The organism is Nocardia sp. CY41 (assembly GCF_009829325.1).
In the GTDB taxonomy this organism is placed as follows: Bacteria; Actinomycetota; Actinomycetes; order Mycobacteriales; family Mycobacteriaceae; genus Nocardia.
Genome location: NZ_VUOS01000017.1, coordinates 71842 through 88550 on the forward strand (window position 1 = coordinate 71842; position 16709 = coordinate 88550).

Consider the following 16709-nt stretch of genomic DNA (forward strand, 5'->3'; position numbering starts at 1 on the left):
CCGGCGAACGCGGCCGCGCGCCTACAGGTGCACGAAGGTGAAACCCATCGCGCGCAGCTTCGGCACCGCCGCGATCATGCCCGCCGCGGTGCCGGAGTGCGGCCGGTGCATATGGGCCAGGGAAATGGCGCCGGGGGCGGCGGCATTCATCGCTGTTCGCACTTGGTCGGCCGACGCGGTCGCGCCGAAATCGGCGTTGATCGTGAAACCGACCGGGATTTCGCCCAATTCGTTGACGATGGAAACCGCGACATCGTCGTAATGCGCGGTGCCCGCGCGAAAGAATCGCGGCGGGCTGCCCGTCAGCGTGGTCAGCAGCTCATGGTTCGCCCATACTTCGTCGGCGGCCTGCTGCGCCGATCCGGTCCCGGCGATGCCATAGGCTTCCCGGCCGTTCACCGACAGCGGTTTGTGTGCCACGCCGTGATTGGCCAGTTCGAACAGTGGATTCGCCGCCAGTTGGGCGGTGCGCGCCCGATTGGCATCGATCCAGCGCTTGTTCAGGAACAGCGTCGCGGGAATCCGCTCGGCGATCAGGAAGTTCACCAGCGACTCGTCGATGTCGTTGTTGCCCGAGCCGCCGCAGGCGTCGAAGGTGAGCGCCATCTGTTTGCCCGCAGCAGCGAAAGTGCTCGTGATCCCCGCCATCGCGACGCCCCACTGCTGTGGCCGGATCCCGGCATGCCTGGCGGCCACGGCGGACGGCGTGCCCGCGGCGGGGACCGCCGAGGCCGGAGCGACCCGTGCCCCCGTAGTGGTGCGGGGCGCGGCCGAGACGCGCGCCGGTGCGACGGACGTATTCTGGGTGGCGGCGCACCCGGTGGCGGTGAATCCCGCGGTCAGCGCGGCTCCCAGCCCGAGCATTCGCCGCCTCGATATTGTTTTGTCCAGCATCCCTCGAGTCCTCTAGCTTCCCCCCGGATGCTACGCGAGCCGGACATCGACGGCGGGACAACATCTTCCGCCGTCACGTCCGGCTCGCGGTCGTGCGCTGTGGCTCGGATAGACCCGGTGGCCGAAGCCCATCAGGTCCTCGAATCGTGCCCGCGGTGACGTCGACACGCGGGATCGAGCCCGTCGAACCAGCCCGGCCGCTGGTGGTGGCCTGTACGGTGACCGGATACCAGTGTCGAGGAGGGGCTATGTTCGCGCTCGTTGTGAAGTTCGATCTCCAGGACGCAGAGAAGGCGGCCGAGTTCGACAAGCTGATGGCCGAAACGGTCGAAGCCATCACGGAGCTGGAGCCCGGGACCCTCGTCTACGCCACCCACGCCGTTGAGAACGAACCGTTGTCGCGCGTGTTCTACGAGGTGTACCGCGACCGCGACGCGTTCGAGGAGCATGAGCGGCAGCCCCACACGAGGCACTTCCTGAGCCAGCGTGAGAAGTACATCGCCTCGTTCCGGCTGGAATTCCTGTCTCCGGCCGCAGTGAAGGGCTTACCTGCGGCAGGCTGACCAGATCACAGGCGCGCAGCCACTCCGCACCACACGGCGAAACCGTGGACGGTGTCGACGCTGCGCGCTTCCGCACGAGCCAGCGCCCGCACTGTTTCGTGCACCATGGGATTCCAGCGAGTCTGGGCCGGAGCAATCGCTTTTGCAGTCAGTAGCGCGTCCAAAGCGCGTGTGCGGTCTCCATGCAGGAGATAGGCGCGAGACAGGTCGATGTAGTGGTGACCCGCGCGTTCTTTCGGTGTGTCATCCGGGATGACCAGCGAGCGTGCACGGTTGAGCGCTTCGGTGCCGTCCATGCTCTCCACGGCAAGCGCCACGGCCCAGATTTCGACGTTCGTGGGTCCGAACGACAGAATGACGTCGCGATCGCCGCCGAGGCGCAGCGCTGTCTTCCGGGCCTCGGCCAAGTGCTCGTCAGCGAGGTCGCTTTTGCCGGAGCGTGACGCGGCGAGTCCGGATTGCAGGTGCAGGCCGCCCCAGGCGATGAGGTCGTGGCGGTGTCCAGCGCTGAGGCGGGGTTCGATGCAGGCCCGGCAACGTTCCAAGAACCTGAGGGCGGCAGTCCAGTCGCCGCCGGAGGTGAGCAGCGCCGCCCGCTGGAACTGACTCGTGGCGATCCACAGTTCGTTTCCGGACTCGGTGGCTGCCCACGCGAGTCGATCGATGGCGAGTGCGGCGAGGTCGCCATATCCGAGTTTGTGGGCGAGGCTGTGCGCGGAGTAGTACAGCTCGCTCATCAGTACGAGCGCCTGATCCCGCTCGCGGCCGCTGCTGCGATGCACCGCAGCACGTACCTCGCCGAGGAGCGGCGGCAGCGAGTCGCCCAGTTTGTGGAAAGACGCGGCGCGGCGATAGCGGCACACGTGTTCGACGTCGGCCATGATCTGTCCGAGCGGGCGCACGTGAGAGGCGTTGTCGTTGTCGAGGTCGTAGGCGGCCAGTTCGGTTCGTAGCACCCCCACTGCGGCGTGTACCTCGGTGTCGGGGCCTGGCGCAGGCGGATACGGCTGTCCAGTCAGGTCGGCGACGCTGACTCGGAGAGCCTTGGACACGGCCCCCAGAAATGCCGGCGATGCAGGGGCCGTCCGCTGCTCGACCGCACGAACAATTCCGAGAGAGATGTGCGCTTTCTCCGCTAGCGCCTTCTGCGTCAGGCCGGCGAGCTTTCGGGCCTGGGCCACTCGCGCTGCGATTGCGGCGCGGTCTTCCATTCGGCTCACCTTTCCATTCAACGACATCCGATCCCGCCTGCCTACCAAGAAGTTTGATACCCCGCGGGCCGAATTGGGCTCACAGTCGTAGCAGGCCCCGGCGCCGGGTGACGCCCGTTCCTCATCCGGGCACACCACCGGCGTCCGTGACGCCGCCGGACGGTAGCGAAAGCCCCTGGCGCCGGGCGCCTCCATCGACTAGAGGGGAGTGGCACGGGGATGCGAGAGGGTGACAAGTTCCGGCTGTCGAAGACGGGACAGTGGGAAACGACGGATGGCACGCCATACGGGCCGTTGTCGCGGGTGCGTTGCCCCGATGTCGAGCACTGCCTACGCCTGGCCCCATACGAGGACGGGCGGATCGGACTACACGACCGCAACATCCCCGGCCGGTGCGCGTGGGTGGGGACCGCAGTCGTGGATGACCGCCACGACATCCCGTCGCAGTACCTGATCACGCTCATCCCCATCACCGGCATCGACCGGATGCGATGGCCCGGTGGTGACCGCAATGGCTGACCGTTCAGGCGTTCTCGCCAACGACGCGACGATGGTCTTGGAGACTCCGATGGCGCGGTGTCGGTTCTACCGCCACGTGTGCGGGCTGCCCGCCTGTATCGAGCCGTCGATGGGCCGGATCTCGCTGGTATCGGGGAGTGTCGGGGCGATCACCGTGCCCACTCAGCTTGGTGCGCGCGTGAAGATCCACATGCAGAACAGCGGTACACCGGCCGGGCCGATAATCTCGCACCCGCGTTCGAAGCGGTGGACGTTTCTGGTGGTGCCGGATATTCCGTGCGATATGCCGCTGTTCTCGGAGCTGTTCCGGCTCAATGCCACCATGACGTCGGCCGGGGCGCAGATCGCATTGCCGTCCCCCGCCGACGACGGCCCGGCGCGGTTGCGAGTGTGGGCGCAGGCCCCGCGTGATTCGTATCGGCCATCAGCGCTGGCGGTGATCGGCGCCATCCGCGACTGCGTGCGAACCCGGCCGAGGCGGTAGCGCCCGTGACGAGTCCGCGCACAACGGAATTGGATGGGGTGACGGTGACGTGGCGGGTCGACGCGGGTGTGGTGCGTGTGCTGCACGTCCGGCACCCGCACGGGCCGACCACGTTTCGGTCCCCGCCGACCCTCGCCGAGTGCATCGATCTGATACCGCGCGAACTGTGGGTGCAGATCCGCTACCAGTACGAACAGTCCAGAAATGACTGGTGATATACCGCCGCAACGGGAGGAACGATGACCATCGCCCCTACGATCCGCACTGCCCTGCTCACCAGCGCCCTGGTGCTCGGCACAGCCACCGTCGCCCATGCCGAACCGATCCACACCGCGAAGGATGCGGTGGTGTGCTTCATCAGCGCTATCCCGCCGTACAAGACCGACGCGGGAAGCATCGCCTCCATCAATTTCGGGTTCAAGGTGCACTGCACCGGCAGGCCCTCATTGCGGAGCGTCAACACGAAGCTGTACCGATACGACCCGGCAGACGGCAAATACTATGTACATTCCGAGCGCAACGACGACACCACCGACCCAGATGTCGAAACGCTCTACAGCGCGTCATGCTCGGCGGCGGGAATCCTGTACCAGTTCCACACCAAGGCCACCATGTCCGCGTTCCACGGCAACTGGGACCGGGAGTACGACGACAGCACTACCATCGGGGCTCTCTGCTGACCTGACAGAAGGGAATCGCCAATGGACGGACTGGACCATCCAGCGGTCACCGTGGCGATTGATGCCCTGTCGGTCGCTGATCGGGATCTCACCCCGGTGGGCGTCATCGTCAGGGACGAGATCGTCGCGGTGCTCATCGACGGCGACCGAGGGCGGTACGTCAGCTTCGTGCGGCACGATCATGGGCGTTGGATCGCGCCGAGCATGATCACCGGTTCGCCCCGCCCCGCCGGTCCCCGCGCCGAGCGCACCCCGCATCACCGACCGCTGCACCGGAAGTCGGCGAAACTGTTCACCCTTCCCAAACCTGACGGCACACCTCAGGATGAAAGCTGGTTCGCCGTCACCGGTCTCGCCGCACTGGACGCCGTACGGGTGTCGGTGATCTCTGAATTGGACCAGCAGACCACACCCATCAGCACCGACGGGCTGGCCTTCGCAATTGTCCGGGCCCGGACAAGCGAAGACCCACGTATCTACGTGCACACTCGCGACGGTCGGCTTGTCGAAATGGGTCGTGGTGCGTTACGTGTGCGCGATCGTGGCCCAGCCTTCGACCTCTTCGGGCTTGCGGGGGCCGGGGCCGGTGTAGATGGCCGCCGGGCGGACCAGCTTGCCCAGTTGTTTCTGCTCCAGGATGTGCGCGCACCAGCCCGCGGTGCGGCCGCAGGTGAACATGGCGGGCATCATGTGCGCGGGCACTTCGGCGAAGTCCAGGATCACCGCGGCCCAGAACTCCACGTTGGTTTCGATGGCGCGGTCGGGGCGGCGTTCGCGCAGTTCGGCGAGGGCGGCTTGTTCGAGCGCGGCGGCGACCTCGTAGCGCGGCGCGGCCAGTCGCTTCGCGGTGGCGCGCAGGACGCGGGCGCGCGGGTCCTCGGCCCGGTAGACCCGGTGCCCGAAGCCCATCAGCTTCTCCTTGCGGTCCAAGATGCCCTTGACCAGGGCCCGTGCGTCGCCGGTCCGCTCGACCTCTTCGATCATCGGCAGCACGCGTGCGGGCGCGCCGCCGTGCAGCGGGCCCGACATGGCGCCGATCGCGCCGGACAGCGCGGCCGCGACGTCGGCGCCGGTCGAGGCGATCACCCGGGCGGTGAAGGTGGAGGCATTCATGCCGTGCTCGGCGGCGGAGACCCAGTAGGCGTCGATGGCCTCGGTGTGGCGCGGATCCGGGTCACCCTTCCAGCGCGTCATGAAGCGCTCGGTGACCGTGGTGCACTCGTCGATCTTCTTCTGCGGGACGGCGGGCTGGTAGATGCCGCGCGCCGACTGCGCCACGTAGGACAGCGCCATCACCGAGGCGCGGGCGAGGTTCTCGCGCGCGGTCTCGTCGTCGATGTCCAGCAGCGGCTGGTACCCCCAGATCGGCGCGAGCATCGCCAGCCCCGCCTGTACGTCGACGCGCACGTCACCGGTGTGCACGGGCAGCGGGAACGGCTCGGCGGGCGGCAGGCCGCGCCCGAAGGATCCGTCGACCAGCAGGGCCCACACGTCACCGAAGGTCACCCGGCCCTCGACCAGGTGCTCGATGTCGACGCCGCGATAGCGCAGCGCGCCGCCGTCCTTGTCGGGTTCGGCGATGTCGGTGGTGAAGGCCACCACGCCCTCGAGGCCGCTGACGAAATCGCTGGGAACGGTGGCCTGCCCACCGGAAACCGCGGGGCTGGTAGTCATGTCACGACTCTCCTTGCACTTGGGTCGCACGTTCTCGCCGATGGGAAGATGTCGGATTTGACGAGTACATGCCGATCATCAAAACCTTAGCTCCCTGCTACTGCGGAGTAACGTCTGGCCCATGCGTGACCTGGACAATTCATCGGATCTGGCGGCTATGCGGGTCGACTACGGCGGCCTTCCACACGGCGGCAACGACGACGTCGACTTGGACGAGACCTGGCTCGCCGGGGGCTGGGAGCCGCTGCTGCGGCATTGGATCGAACAGGCCACCGCGGTGGGCATCGCCGAACCCAACGCCATGGTGCTGGCCACGGTCTCGCTGGCCGACGGCACGCCGCGGCCGGTCGCGCGGACCGTGCTGTGTAAAGGGCTCTCACCCGAAGGCGTGATCTTCTACACGAACTACGACTCGGCCAAAGGCGCCCAGCTGACCGCCGTCCCGTACGCCGCGGTCACCTTCGTGTGGCCCGCGCTGGGTCGGCAGGTGCACCTGCGCGGCGCGGTCGAGCGGGTCCCCGCCGAGACCACGGCGGCGTACTGGCGGTCCCGGCCGCGGGACTCGCAACTGGGCGCCTGGGCCTCGCGCCAGTCCCAGCCGATCGGGTCGCGGGCCGAATTGGACCGCACGCTGGCCGAGGCGACCGCGCGGTTCGCCGATGTCGACGAGATCCCGGTTCCGCCGCACTGGGGCGGTTTCCTGGTCCGTCCCGACGAGGTCGAATTCTGGCAGGGCCGGCGCGGGCGTCTGCACAACCGCATCCGGGTGCGGATCGAGGGTGACGCGACCACGGTGGAGCGCTTGCAACCCTGAGGTATTCCCAGCCCCGGCGTGAGAATTCTCGCGCCGGGCCGGGCCGGAGGACTGATTACGCTGCGGCAGTGAAACTGCTCGCCGACACCACTCCGCTGCGCAACCCGGACTATCGACGCCTGTGGAGTTCGGGCATCGTCACCATGATCGGCGCGCAACTGTCGGTCGTCGCGGTGCCGCAGCAGATCTTCCAGATCACCGGCAGCTCCGGCTACGTGGGGCTGGCCGGGCTGTTCGGCCTGGCGCCGCTGGTCGTGTTCGGCTTGTGGGGCGGCGCGCTCGCCGACGTCCTCGACCGGCGCAAGCTCCTGCTGATCACCAATTCGGGCACCGGGCTCACGGCGCTGGCCTTCTGGCTGCAAGCGGCGGCCGGAGTGGACAACGTGTGGATCGTGCTCGGCCTGTTCGCCGTGCAGCAGGCGTTCTTCGCGGTGAACCAGCCCACCCGCAGCGCCACCATCCCGCGGCTGCTCCCGGAAGGCCAACTCGCCGCCGCCAATTCGCTGAACATGACGGTGATGCAGTTCGGCGCCATCGCCGGGCCGGTGCTGGCCGGAGCGCTCATCCCGGTCGTCGGGCTCGCCACGCTCTATCTGATCGACGCCGTCGCGCTGCTGGCCACCCTGTGGGCGGTGTGGCGGCTGCCCGCGCTGCCGCCCACCGGGACGGTGCGCCGGGCCGGATTCCGCACGGTGCTGGACGGTTTCGGCTACCTGGCCACACAGCGGGTGCTGCTCGCGTCGTTCGCGGTGGACGTGATCGCCATGGTGTTCGGCATGCCCCGCGCGCTGTTCCCGCAGATCGCGCACGAGACCTTCGGCGACCCGGCCACCGGCGGCGTCGCGCTGGGCTTGCTGTTCGCGTCGATGTCGGCGGGCGCGGTGCTCGGCGGGGTGTTCTCCGGCTGGATTCCGCGCATCCGCAGGCAGGGCCTCGCCGTGCTGGTCTGCATCGCGCTGTGGGGGCTGGCCATGGTCGGGTTCGGCCTCGCCGTCGGCCTCACCGGCCACGGCCTCGGCGTCGGGGCCGGGCTGTGGATCGCTTTGGTGTGCTCGGCTTTCGGCGGCGCGGTGGACATGGTCTCGGCCGCGCTCCGGGTGACGATGCTGCAGACGGTGGCCACCGACGATCTGCGCGGGCGGCTGCAAGGGGTGTTCACCGTGGTGGTCGCGGGTGGCCCGCGCATCGGTGATGTTGCCCACGGTTTCGCGGCGGCGAGCCTGGGTACCGCTGTAGCCGCGGCGGGCGGCGGCGCGCTCGTGGTGGTGGGCGTGGTGCTCGCGGCAGTCGCGTTTCCGGCCTTCACGCGTTACCGTGTCGCTCGCGCTCGTGCCGAAATCGCCGCGTGACGTGCAGCGCGAACACCTGGCGATCGCGTTCCGCCGTGGCTGTGGGACCTCACCGCGCCGGGACGTGTTTGTGAGCCGCCGCAGGACTACCCTCCGGTATTGTCCGCGTCGGTCAACGGCTAGCGTTGAGGCAAGCGCATCGTGCGCCACCGTGCCGGTGCCTGTGGTTCAAGCCTGAGAGGGATCCTTCCGTGCCCGCTGAGAACATCATCAACGTCGACGACGACGCCAAGCCGGTTCTTTCCTACCCCGGCGGCGAGTTCCCGATGACGGTCACCAGGGCCGCCGAGGGCAACGACGGGATCGAGCTGGGAAAGCTGCTGGCCAGCACCGGGTACGTGACGTACGACCCGGGCTTCATGAACACCGCCCCGACCAAGTCGGCCATCACCTACATCGACGGTGAGGCGGGCGTCCTGCGCTACCGCGGCTACCCCATCGACCAGCTCGCGGCCGCCTCCACCTTCATCGAGGTCAGCTACCTGCTGATCTACGGCGAGCTGCCCACCCAGGCCCAGCTCGAGGACTTCACCGACCGCATCCGCAGGCACACCCTGCTGCACGAGGACCTGAAGCGGTTCTTCGACGGCTTCCCGCGCAACGCGCACCCCATGCCGGTGCTGTCCTCGGCGGTGAACGCGCTGTCGGCCTACTACCAGGACTCGCTGGACCCGCGCGACCCCGAGCAGGTCGAACTGTCCACCATCCGGCTGCTGGCCAAGCTGCCCACCATCGCGGCCTACTCGTACAAGAAGTCGGTCGGCCAGCCGTTCCTCTACCCGGACAACTCGCTGAGCCTGGTGGAGAACTTCCTGCGGATGACCTTCGGCTTCCCCGCCGAGCCCTACGAGGTGGACCCCGAGGTCGCCGCCGCGCTGGACATGCTGCTGATCCTGCACGCCGACCACGAGCAGAACTGCTCCACCTCCACCGTGCGCCTGGTCGGCTCGTCCGACGCCAACCTGTTCACCTCGGTGTCCGGCGGCATCAACGCGCTGTGGGGCCCGCTGCACGGCGGCGCGAACCAGGCCGTGCTGGAGATGCTCGACGGCATCAAGGCCAGCGGCAGCGACGTCAAGGAGTTCATCCGCAAGGTCAAGAACAAGGAAGACGGGGTGAAGCTCATGGGCTTCGGCCACCGCGTCTACCGCAACTACGACCCGCGCGCCTCGATCGCCAAGAAGCACGCCGACGCCATCCTCAGCAAGCTCGGCGGCCACGACGAGCTGTTCGACATCGCCCAGGCCCTGGAAGAGGCCGCGCTCACCGACGACTACTTCATCGAGCGCCGCCTGTACCCGAACGTCGACTTCTACACCGGCGTCATCTACAAGGCGATGGGCTTCCCGACCCGCATGTTCACCGTGCTGTTCGCGATGGGCCGGCTCCCCGGCTGGATCGCGCACTGGCGCGAGATGCACAGCGAACCGCTGAAGATCGGCCGTCCCCGGCAGATCTACACCGGCTACGGCGCTCGCGACTACCGCGAGATCAACAACCGTTGACGAAATCCATCCATCACCTATCGAAGGGGATAGCCGCATGACCAAACCGGAGATCGAGTTCCAGGCAGGGCCCGCGCCCACCGAGCTGGTGATCAAGGACATCATCGAAGGCTCGGGCAAGGAAGCGGTGCCCGGCGGCACCGTGGAAGTGCACTACGTGGGCGTCGAATTCGAATCCGGCGAAGAGTTCGACTCGTCGTGGAACCGCGGCGAGTCCATCACCTTCCCGCTGCGCGGCCTGATCCAGGGCTGGCAGGACGGCATCCCCGGGATGAAGGTCGGCGGTCGCCGTCAGCTGACCATCCCGCCGGAGCTGGCCTACGGCCCGGCCGGCGCCGGTCATCGGCTTTCGGGCAAGACGCTGGTCTTCGTGATCGACCTGCTGAACGCTAACTAATCTGGCGGCGCCTGCGGCGCCGCGTGTTCACGGCCCCTTTATGGCTCGCGTCCGAGCGACCACTGCTTGCGACTTCGTCGCTTGCGCAGCGGTCGCTCGGACGCGAGCCGGGCCGCGAACGGCACATGCTCGGTCTCGCTTCGCTCGAAAGACGTTGTCGAGGTGAGCTGGGCACGTCGTCTTACCAGTTACGGGTCAAGTGCACGCGGTTCTCTGGAGGTCGAACTCCAGCCGACCGGTATCTGTCCTGTGGATCACCGTTGGCTCGCCCGCCACGAGCCTGAAGATGTTACGGCCCGTCATCTGTGAAGGAAGACGGGCCCTCGTCATGTCTACTTCCTGACGATCTCGACCGGGTCGGTCAGGGCCGCTGCCAGCGCTGCTTGCTGGGTGCTGCTGCGCTGGGGCAGGGCGGCTACGGCCTTGTCGGTCTGGGTGCTCAGATTGTGGACGATGTTCTGCAACTGGTTCACGCCGGCGGTGAGCTGGCTGATGGCGCCGACCAGTTGGGCGCCGCCCTGTTCGGCGAGCTGGGGGAGGCCCTCGGCGAGCTTCGCGCCCTGGGTCAGCTGCGCGCTCGCGCCGGTCAGGCGGTCCACGACGGTGCGAAGCAGCGTGCCGAGATCGGTGTCGGGGTCGACCGCGCCGCCGACGAGCGAGCCGAGGCCGGTCAGCTGGGAGCCCGCCTGCGCGGACACGCCGCGCAGCGCGTCCAGTTTTCCGATGATGTCGGCGAGCGCCGGATCGTTCGCGAACGGCAGCGCGCGCAGCAGCGGCAGGATCTGATCGAGTCCGCCGCTCACCGTGTTCGCCGTGCGCTCCACCTGCGCGATGGTGATGCCGGTCGAATCCAGGGCCGCGGCCAACTGACCGGCCTGCGCGGCGGCGCCGTCGACGGTGGAGTTCAGCAGCGCGATGGCTGAAGTGAGCTGCGCGGACCCGGTTTTCGCGAACTCCAGGAAGCCGAGCAGCTGGTCGGCGCCGGAACTGAACTGGTCGGCTCCGGCGGCGGCCGCGTCGACGCCCGCGCCGAGCAACTGGGCGGTGAACTGCACCTGCGACATCTGAGAGCGGGCCTGCGCGACGGCGGTGAGCGCGGCGTCCACCCCGGCCGCGCCGATCCGATGCGTCACCTCGGTCACCGCGCCGTGCACCAGCTCGGCGTCGGCCTTTTCGTGGGTCTGCACGGTGACTTCGGCCCGCTTCGGCTCGGGCCCGGCCAGGGTGCCCATCGATGCGGTGAGGTCGGCGGGCAACGTGATGACGACGGCGTAATCGTCGGTGCTCGCCTCGCCCGGCGCGGCGGCGGTCCATTCGTAACCACCCGCGTCCTGCAGCGCCTTCACCACCCGCGCGCCGGTCGGCCCCGCGTCGGCATCGATCAGCGCGATGCCCGTCGGCCCGCGATCGGTTCCGGTACAGGCGGTGATCCCGGCGCCGAGCGCACCAGCTGAGACGAGGGCGACGACGAGAAGGCCCCGGCGGGCGCGTTTTCCGATCACGCCGCAGACCCTAAACGTGAGTTATGGCGCGCCCCTCGGCGTTTCTCTGAGAGTTGAGTAAGGAGCCGCGGATGCGTCGCGAGTCACACCACCCCGGGCAGATCGAGGACCAGACGGATGCCGCCGAGCGTGCCCGCGTCGAAATACGCTCGGCCGCCGTGTAGCTGGGCCTGCTGGGCGACCAGCGCCAGGCCGAGGCCGGAGCCGCCCTTGCTCGCCTGGCTGCCGCGGAAGAAGCGGTCGAAGACGGCGTCGCGTTCCTCCGGCGGGATACCGCGGCCGTTGTCGTCGATCGAGATGACGATGCGGTCGCCCGGCTCGCGGTGCGCGGAAACCAATGCCTCGGTGGCCCCGCCGTGCTTGACCGAGTTGGCCAGCGCGTTGTCCACCGCCAGCCGCAGCCCCGCGGGCAACCCCCGGGTGACCAGTTCGGCATCCGAATCGATGCGTACGGTGAGGCCGGGGAAATGTCGCATGGCGTCGTGCGCGGCCTGGTCGCACAGGTCGCCGACATCGGTGGCGACGTGGTCGCGCTCGTTGGTCAGATCGCCGGTGGCCAGCCGCTCCAGCGCCGCGAGCGTGCTCTCCACTCGTCCCTGGCTGCGCTGCAGGTCGTCGAGGATCTCGGCCCGCTGCGCCTCGTCGAGATCGAGCGTGCGCAGTACTTCGAGGTCGGTGCGCATCGCGGTCAGCGGGGTGCGCAGCTCGTGGGCGGACACGGCGGCGAAGTCGCGCGCGGTCTCCAGGGCGGCGGCTGTCTGGGCGTGCGCCTGATCCACTCGCTGCAACATGGTGTTCACCGCGACGGCCAGCTGCTCCGCCTCGTGCACGCCCGCGCCCTCCACCGGGGCCTGCGGGTTGCGCGGATCGGGATAGGCGCTGCGTGCGCCCACCTGGCTGGTCAGCCGGACGATCGGACGCACCGCCGCGCCGGCGAGCAACCAGCCGAGCGCCGCGGCCGCGGCGATGGACAGCAGCGCGCCGCCGAGCACCCATCGTTGCTGCTCGGCGGTGGCCTCGGCGGCTCCGGCGGCGGGGATGCCGAGCGAGACCGTGCGGCCCGCGGGTTGATTCTCGGTGGTGGTCAGGATCCGGTAGGGGGTGCCGCCCACCGTGACGGTGCGGGAACCGGTCGGCAGCGCGGGGAGTTCGGTGGGCGTGCTGGCGACGACATCGCCGTTGTCCCGGACGGTCACCGCCATGTCGTTGTTCAGCCCGGTCAGGCTGATGATCCGCACCGCGATCTGCGGTTCGAGCAGGACGATCCGCGCCGCGACGGCGAGCTGCTGGTCGGCCTGCTGCAGGTTGTTGCGCTCGATGGCGCGAATACTGATCAAGCTGATCAGCGTCACGATGATGATCGCGCCCGCGGCCGCCGCGCCCGCGACGCGGGTGCGCAGCGAGAACGACCGGCGCCGACGGGTTCTCGGCGACGCGGTGGCGGACACGGTCATTTCGGCGCTCGCAGCACGAACCCGACGCCGCGGATCGTGTGCAGCAGCCGGGGCGCGCCGTCCACCTCGAGTTTGCGGCGCAGATAGCCCACGAAGACGTCCACCACGTTGGTGTCGGCGGCGAAGTCGTAGCCCCACACCAGTTCCAGCAGACGTTCCCGGCTCAGCACCACGCCGACGTTCCTGGCCAGCGTCGACAGCAACTCGAATTCTCGCTTGGTGAGCTCGATCTCGCGGCCGTTCAGCAGCGCGCGATACCCCGCCACGTCCACTTCGAGCGGACCGACGCTGACCGCGCCCGGGGTCGCGGGCGCCTGTGTGTCGGACCGGCGGCGCAGCAGCGCCCGGATCCGGGCCACCAACTCCTTCAGCACGAAGGGTTTGACCAGGTAGTCGTCGGCGCCGGACTCCAGGCCGGAGATGCGGTCGTCCACCGACGCGCGTGCGCTGAGCACACAGATCGGCACCTCGTTGCCCATCGCGCGCAACGCGGTCACCACGCCGGCGCCGTCGAGCGCGGGCATGTTCATATCGAGCACGATGGCGTCGGGCGAGTGTTCGTTCACGCTGCGCAGCGCTTGTGCGCCGTCCCTGGCCACGAGGACCTGAAAGCCGGACAACCGCAGGCCGCGCTCGACCGAGGCGAGCACATCCTCGTCGTCGTCGACGACGAGAACCGTCGGGTTCGAGGTCGAGGTCACGTCATCCATTCTGCTCCCCGACTCCGGTGAATCTTCGGACCGTGCGAACGGGGCACGCGGGACGGACATTCCGTCCCGCGGTGGTGACCCGCCGGGTACCGGACATACCCGGCGAGTCCGTCCACGTCCCCGTGGAATCAGTAGTTGTGGCAGGTCTCGGCCACGATGCGGATGGTGTCGCGCAACTGCGCGGTCCGCGGGTCGTTCTCCGCCTGGCGTACCGCGTCCGGGTTCTCGTCGATGGCCCGGCGCAGCTCGGCCCGCCGCTGCTCGACCGGCTGGTCGAACCGGCGCTGCAATTCGGCCTTCTGGCTCGGGTTCGCGTCGAGCACCGCGGCCAGCTGCGGGGCCTTGTCGTGCAGCGCCGCGTCGACCTGGGCGAACGAGCAGTCCGAGGTCAGGAGTGGCTCGGCGTATTCCATCGGGCCCGCGGTGGCGATGGCGGGGCTCAGGAACAACGTGACCGTGGCGATTCCACCGGTTGCGAGAGCGGCGACGGCGGGGCGGCCTACGGAACGTTTCATGATGTATTGCCTCCAGATCATCGAAGGGTTTCGGGGCGGTCTCGAGGCTATTTCGAACTGCTGGCACCCGCGTGAACATCCTCTGAGGAAACTCTGAGGACGTGTCCGGGCGACGCGGAACTCAGGACGGCACAACCGGATCCGCGTCCGGCGCGACCACGTGGCCGGTGTTCTCGTTGTCGTCGTGCGCCGGGTCCCGCCACTGGGGCCGCGCCGTGCGGATCTGCTGCTCCAGCGCCGCGAGCACGGCGGGATCCTCGATGGTGGAGGGCACTTCGAACGTCTCGCCGGAGGTGATCTGCCGGATCGTCTTGCGCAGGATCTTGCCGGACCTGGTCTTGGGCAGCGCCGTCACGATGATGGCGTCGTGGAGCGTGGCGATCGCGCCGACCTGGGTGCGCACCCGTTCGATCAGCTCGTCGCGCAGCCGATCCGGATCGATCTCGACACCGGACTTGAGCACCACGTACGCCAGCGGCCGGTGCCCCTTGAGCTCGTCGGGCAGCCCGATGACGGCGCATTCGGCGACCGCCTGGTGCCCCGCGATGGCCGCCTCGATGCTGCCCGCGGAGAGCCGGTGCCCGGCCATGTTGATCACGTCGTCGCTGCGGCCGAGGACGTACAGGTAGCCGTCCTCGTCGAAGTAGCCGGAGTCGCCGGTGAGGTAGTGGCCGGGGTAGGCGGACAGATAGGAGCGCTCGTAGCGGGCGTCGTCGCGCCAGAGCCCGGTCAGCGTGCCGGGCGGCAAGGGCAGGCCGATGACGATGTTGCCCTCGGTGTTCGGCGCGACCGCGTTGCCGGAGGAGTCGAGCACGCGTAGTCGATAGCCCGGCACCGGTACCGAGGCCGAACCCGGTTTGATCGGCAGTTTCTGCAGGCCGAGCGGGTTCGCGCAGATCGGCCACCCGGTCTCGGTCTGCCACCAATGATCGATGACCGGGCAGTCCGGGCGGCCGGCGAGCAGGGTCTCCTCGGCCCAGGCGTGGGTGGCCGGGTCCAGGCGCTCGCCCGCGCAGAACAGGGCACGCAGCGAAGAGAGGTCGTGGCGGTGGGCCAGTTCCGCCTCGGGGTCGGCCTTGCGGATGGCGCGCAGCGCGGTCGGTGCGGTGAACAGCACATCGACCTTGTGTTCGGCGACCACCCGCCAGTACGCGCCCGCGTCCGGCGTGCCGATCGGCTTGCCCTCGTACAGCAGCGTGGTCGCTCCGACCAGCAGCGGCGCGTAGACGATGTAGGAGTGCCCGACCACCCAGCCGACGTCGGAGGCGGCCCACATCACCTGGCCCGCGTCGACGTCGTAGATGTTGCGCATCGACCAGGCCAGGGCCACCGCGTGCCCGCCGTTGTCCCGGACCACGCCCTTCGGCTTCCCGGTGGTGCCGGAGGTGTAGAGGATGTAGAGCGGATCGGTGGCCGCGACCGACACCGGATCGGCCGGCGCCGCGTCGCGCACGGCGTCGTCCCAGTCCAGCCACTGCGCGGCCACGGTCTGCGTCGAACTCGGCAGGGACTCGGTGGCGGGCTGCGGGGCGGGGAAATGGATCGTGTCGAACTGCGGCCGCTGCTTGACGATCACCGTGCGGGGCGCGGTGGTCTGCGCCAGATCCAGCGCCTGCAGCACGATCGGCGGGTATTCGATCTTCTTGCCCGGCTCCAGGCCGCCGGACGCTGTGACGATCAGCACCGGCTCCGCGTCATCGATGCGCGCGGCCAGCTCTGGGGCCGCGAAGCCGCCGAACACCACCGAGTGGACCGCGCCGATGCGGGCGCAGGCGAGCATCGCGATCACCGCTTCGGGGATCATCGGCAGGTAGATCACCACGCGATCGCCCGTCGAGACGCCGAGCCGGACCATCGCGCCGGCAAACCGTGACACCTCGTCGAGCAGTTCGGCGTAGGTGTAGACGACGGCGGTGTCGGTCATAGCCGAGTCGTATATCAGGGCGGGCTGATCGGCGCGGCTGGGGGCGTCCGGCGTGGTGGGGTGGACATGCCGGTCCAGGGCGTTGAAGGAGGTGTTGAGGCGAGCCCCGGAGAACCATCTGGCCACCGGGCGGGCGCCGGCGTCGACGATCTGGTCCGGCGGCACGTCCCAGTCGATCGCTTCGGCCGCGCCGGCCCAGAACTCGGCGGGATCCACCAAGCTGGTCTGGTAGGCCGGTCGGTACTCGTGCCGCACGTTCAACCCCGTGACTCCCTAGCCTCGCCTCGATGCCCGCCTCGATAGATCTGGTTGATTGTGGCAGACTTCACGCGACGCCCGGGTGGGTGCCGCTACCTTTGGTTTTGCCTGGAACCGGCAGGTCAATGATCGCGACATCACGCCCAGTCACCCAAGAAGTTATTGATCCGTTAGAATCTGATGTCACTTATTTGGGCCGTCGTAGACGCAATTTCTCGGCCAGCCGCAGCTCTCGGCCAGCTCCACCTGTCGAGCC

Annotated in this window: 17 protein-coding genes; 9 read left to right on the plus strand and 8 right to left on the minus strand. The window is 68.6% G+C overall.

Going from position 1 to position 16709, the window contains the following annotated elements; translation table 11 throughout:
- Nucleotides 1–21: 21 nt before the first annotated feature.
- Nucleotides 22–894 (minus strand): polysaccharide deacetylase family protein, encoded by an 873-nt coding sequence (locus GVY64_RS19285; RefSeq protein WP_236566988.1) that lies wholly within the window; start codon nt 892–894, stop codon nt 22–24.
- Between the two features lie 248 nt (nt 895–1142).
- On the opposite strand from GVY64_RS19285, the gene GVY64_RS19290 reads away from it, so the two are divergent.
- Nucleotides 1143–1457 (plus strand): putative quinol monooxygenase, encoded by a 315-nt coding sequence (locus GVY64_RS19290; protein ID WP_159843336.1) that lies wholly within the window; start codon nt 1143–1145, stop codon nt 1455–1457.
- 5 nt (nt 1458–1462) lie between these two features.
- Here the strand turns inward: GVY64_RS19290 and GVY64_RS19295 are convergent, their stop codons facing one another.
- On the minus strand, nt 1463–2668 hold the full coding sequence (locus GVY64_RS19295; RefSeq protein WP_159843338.1) for a helix-turn-helix domain-containing protein: 1206 nt from the start codon (nt 2666–2668) through the stop codon (nt 1463–1465).
- Between the two features lie 219 nt (nt 2669–2887).
- Here GVY64_RS19295 and GVY64_RS19300 point away from each other — a divergent pair, with 219 nt between their 5' ends.
- Genes GVY64_RS19300 through GVY64_RS19315 form a run of 4 tightly spaced genes read left to right on the plus strand, consistent with a single transcriptional unit; the run spans nt 2888 to nt 4351 of the window.
- The gene (locus GVY64_RS19300) at nt 2888–3187 is read left to right on the plus strand and encodes a hypothetical protein (protein ID WP_159843340.1); all 300 of its coding nucleotides are present in this window, start codon (nt 2888–2890) and stop codon (nt 3185–3187) included.
- On the plus strand, nt 3180–3671 hold the full coding sequence (locus GVY64_RS19305) for a DNA-directed RNA polymerase subunit beta (RefSeq protein ID WP_236566989.1): 492 nt from the start codon (nt 3180–3182) through the stop codon (nt 3669–3671). The genes GVY64_RS19300 and GVY64_RS19305 overlap by 8 nt, the downstream gene beginning before the upstream one ends.
- A gap of 5 nt (nt 3672–3676) precedes the next feature.
- On the plus strand, nt 3677–3886 hold the full coding sequence (locus tag GVY64_RS19310; RefSeq protein WP_159843342.1) for a hypothetical protein: 210 nt from the start codon (nt 3677–3679) through the stop codon (nt 3884–3886).
- 24 nt (nt 3887–3910) lie between these two features.
- The gene (locus GVY64_RS19315; protein ID WP_159843344.1) at nt 3911–4351 is read left to right on the plus strand and encodes a hypothetical protein; all 441 of its coding nucleotides are present in this window, start codon (nt 3911–3913) and stop codon (nt 4349–4351) included.
- A gap of 525 nt (nt 4352–4876) precedes the next feature.
- Here GVY64_RS19315 and GVY64_RS19320 read toward each other — a convergent pair.
- A complete protein-coding gene (locus GVY64_RS19320) occupies nt 4877–6025 on the minus strand; it encodes a citrate synthase 2 (RefSeq protein WP_159843346.1) in 1149 nt (382 codons plus the stop codon).
- A gap of 121 nt (nt 6026–6146) precedes the next feature.
- Here GVY64_RS19320 and pdxH point away from each other — a divergent pair, with 121 nt between their 5' ends.
- The 4 genes from pdxH to GVY64_RS19340 all read left to right on the plus strand — a co-directional run bounded on the left by pdxH (nt 6147) and on the right by GVY64_RS19340 (nt 10090).
- Nucleotides 6147–6839 carry a pyridoxamine 5'-phosphate oxidase gene (gene pdxH, locus GVY64_RS19325; protein WP_159843348.1) on the plus strand — a complete coding sequence of 231 codons (693 nt, stop codon included), beginning with the start codon at nt 6147–6149 and terminating at the stop codon, nt 6837–6839.
- A gap of 68 nt (nt 6840–6907) precedes the next feature.
- On the plus strand, nt 6908–8188 hold the full coding sequence (locus tag GVY64_RS19330; protein WP_159843350.1) for an MFS transporter: 1281 nt from the start codon (nt 6908–6910) through the stop codon (nt 8186–8188).
- Between the two features lie 191 nt (nt 8189–8379).
- Entirely contained in the window at nt 8380–9693 is a 1314-nt protein-coding gene (locus GVY64_RS19335; RefSeq protein WP_159843351.1) for a citrate synthase, read from the plus strand.
- A gap of 37 nt (nt 9694–9730) precedes the next feature.
- The gene (locus GVY64_RS19340) at nt 9731–10090 is read left to right on the plus strand and encodes an FKBP-type peptidyl-prolyl cis-trans isomerase (protein ID WP_043719293.1); all 360 of its coding nucleotides are present in this window, start codon (nt 9731–9733) and stop codon (nt 10088–10090) included.
- Nucleotides 10091–10422: 332 nt separating this feature from the next.
- On the opposite strand, the gene GVY64_RS19345 is transcribed toward GVY64_RS19340, so the two are convergent.
- The 5 genes from GVY64_RS19345 to GVY64_RS19365 form a co-directional block, all read right to left on the minus strand.
- On the minus strand, nt 10423–11592 hold the full coding sequence (locus GVY64_RS19345) for a hypothetical protein (protein WP_159843352.1): 1170 nt from the start codon (nt 11590–11592) through the stop codon (nt 10423–10425).
- Between the two features lie 83 nt (nt 11593–11675).
- Nucleotides 11676–13046, minus strand: coding sequence for a sensor histidine kinase (locus GVY64_RS19350; RefSeq protein ID WP_159843353.1), 1371 nt, complete (start codon nt 13044–13046; stop codon nt 11676–11678).
- Nucleotides 13043–13756, minus strand: coding sequence for a response regulator transcription factor (locus GVY64_RS19355; RefSeq protein ID WP_159843354.1), 714 nt, complete (start codon nt 13754–13756; stop codon nt 13043–13045). Before GVY64_RS19355 ends, GVY64_RS19350 begins: the two co-directional genes overlap by 4 nt.
- A gap of 128 nt (nt 13757–13884) precedes the next feature.
- Nucleotides 13885–14271, minus strand: a complete 387-nt coding sequence (locus tag GVY64_RS19360; protein WP_159843355.1) for a hemophore-related protein — start codon at nt 14269–14271, stop codon at nt 13885–13887.
- A 121-nt stretch (nt 14272–14392) separates the two neighbouring features.
- The gene (locus GVY64_RS19365; protein WP_159843356.1) at nt 14393–16456 is read right to left on the minus strand and encodes an AMP-binding protein; all 2064 of its coding nucleotides are present in this window, start codon (nt 16454–16456) and stop codon (nt 14393–14395) included.
- Nucleotides 16457–16709: the final 253 nt, after the last annotated feature.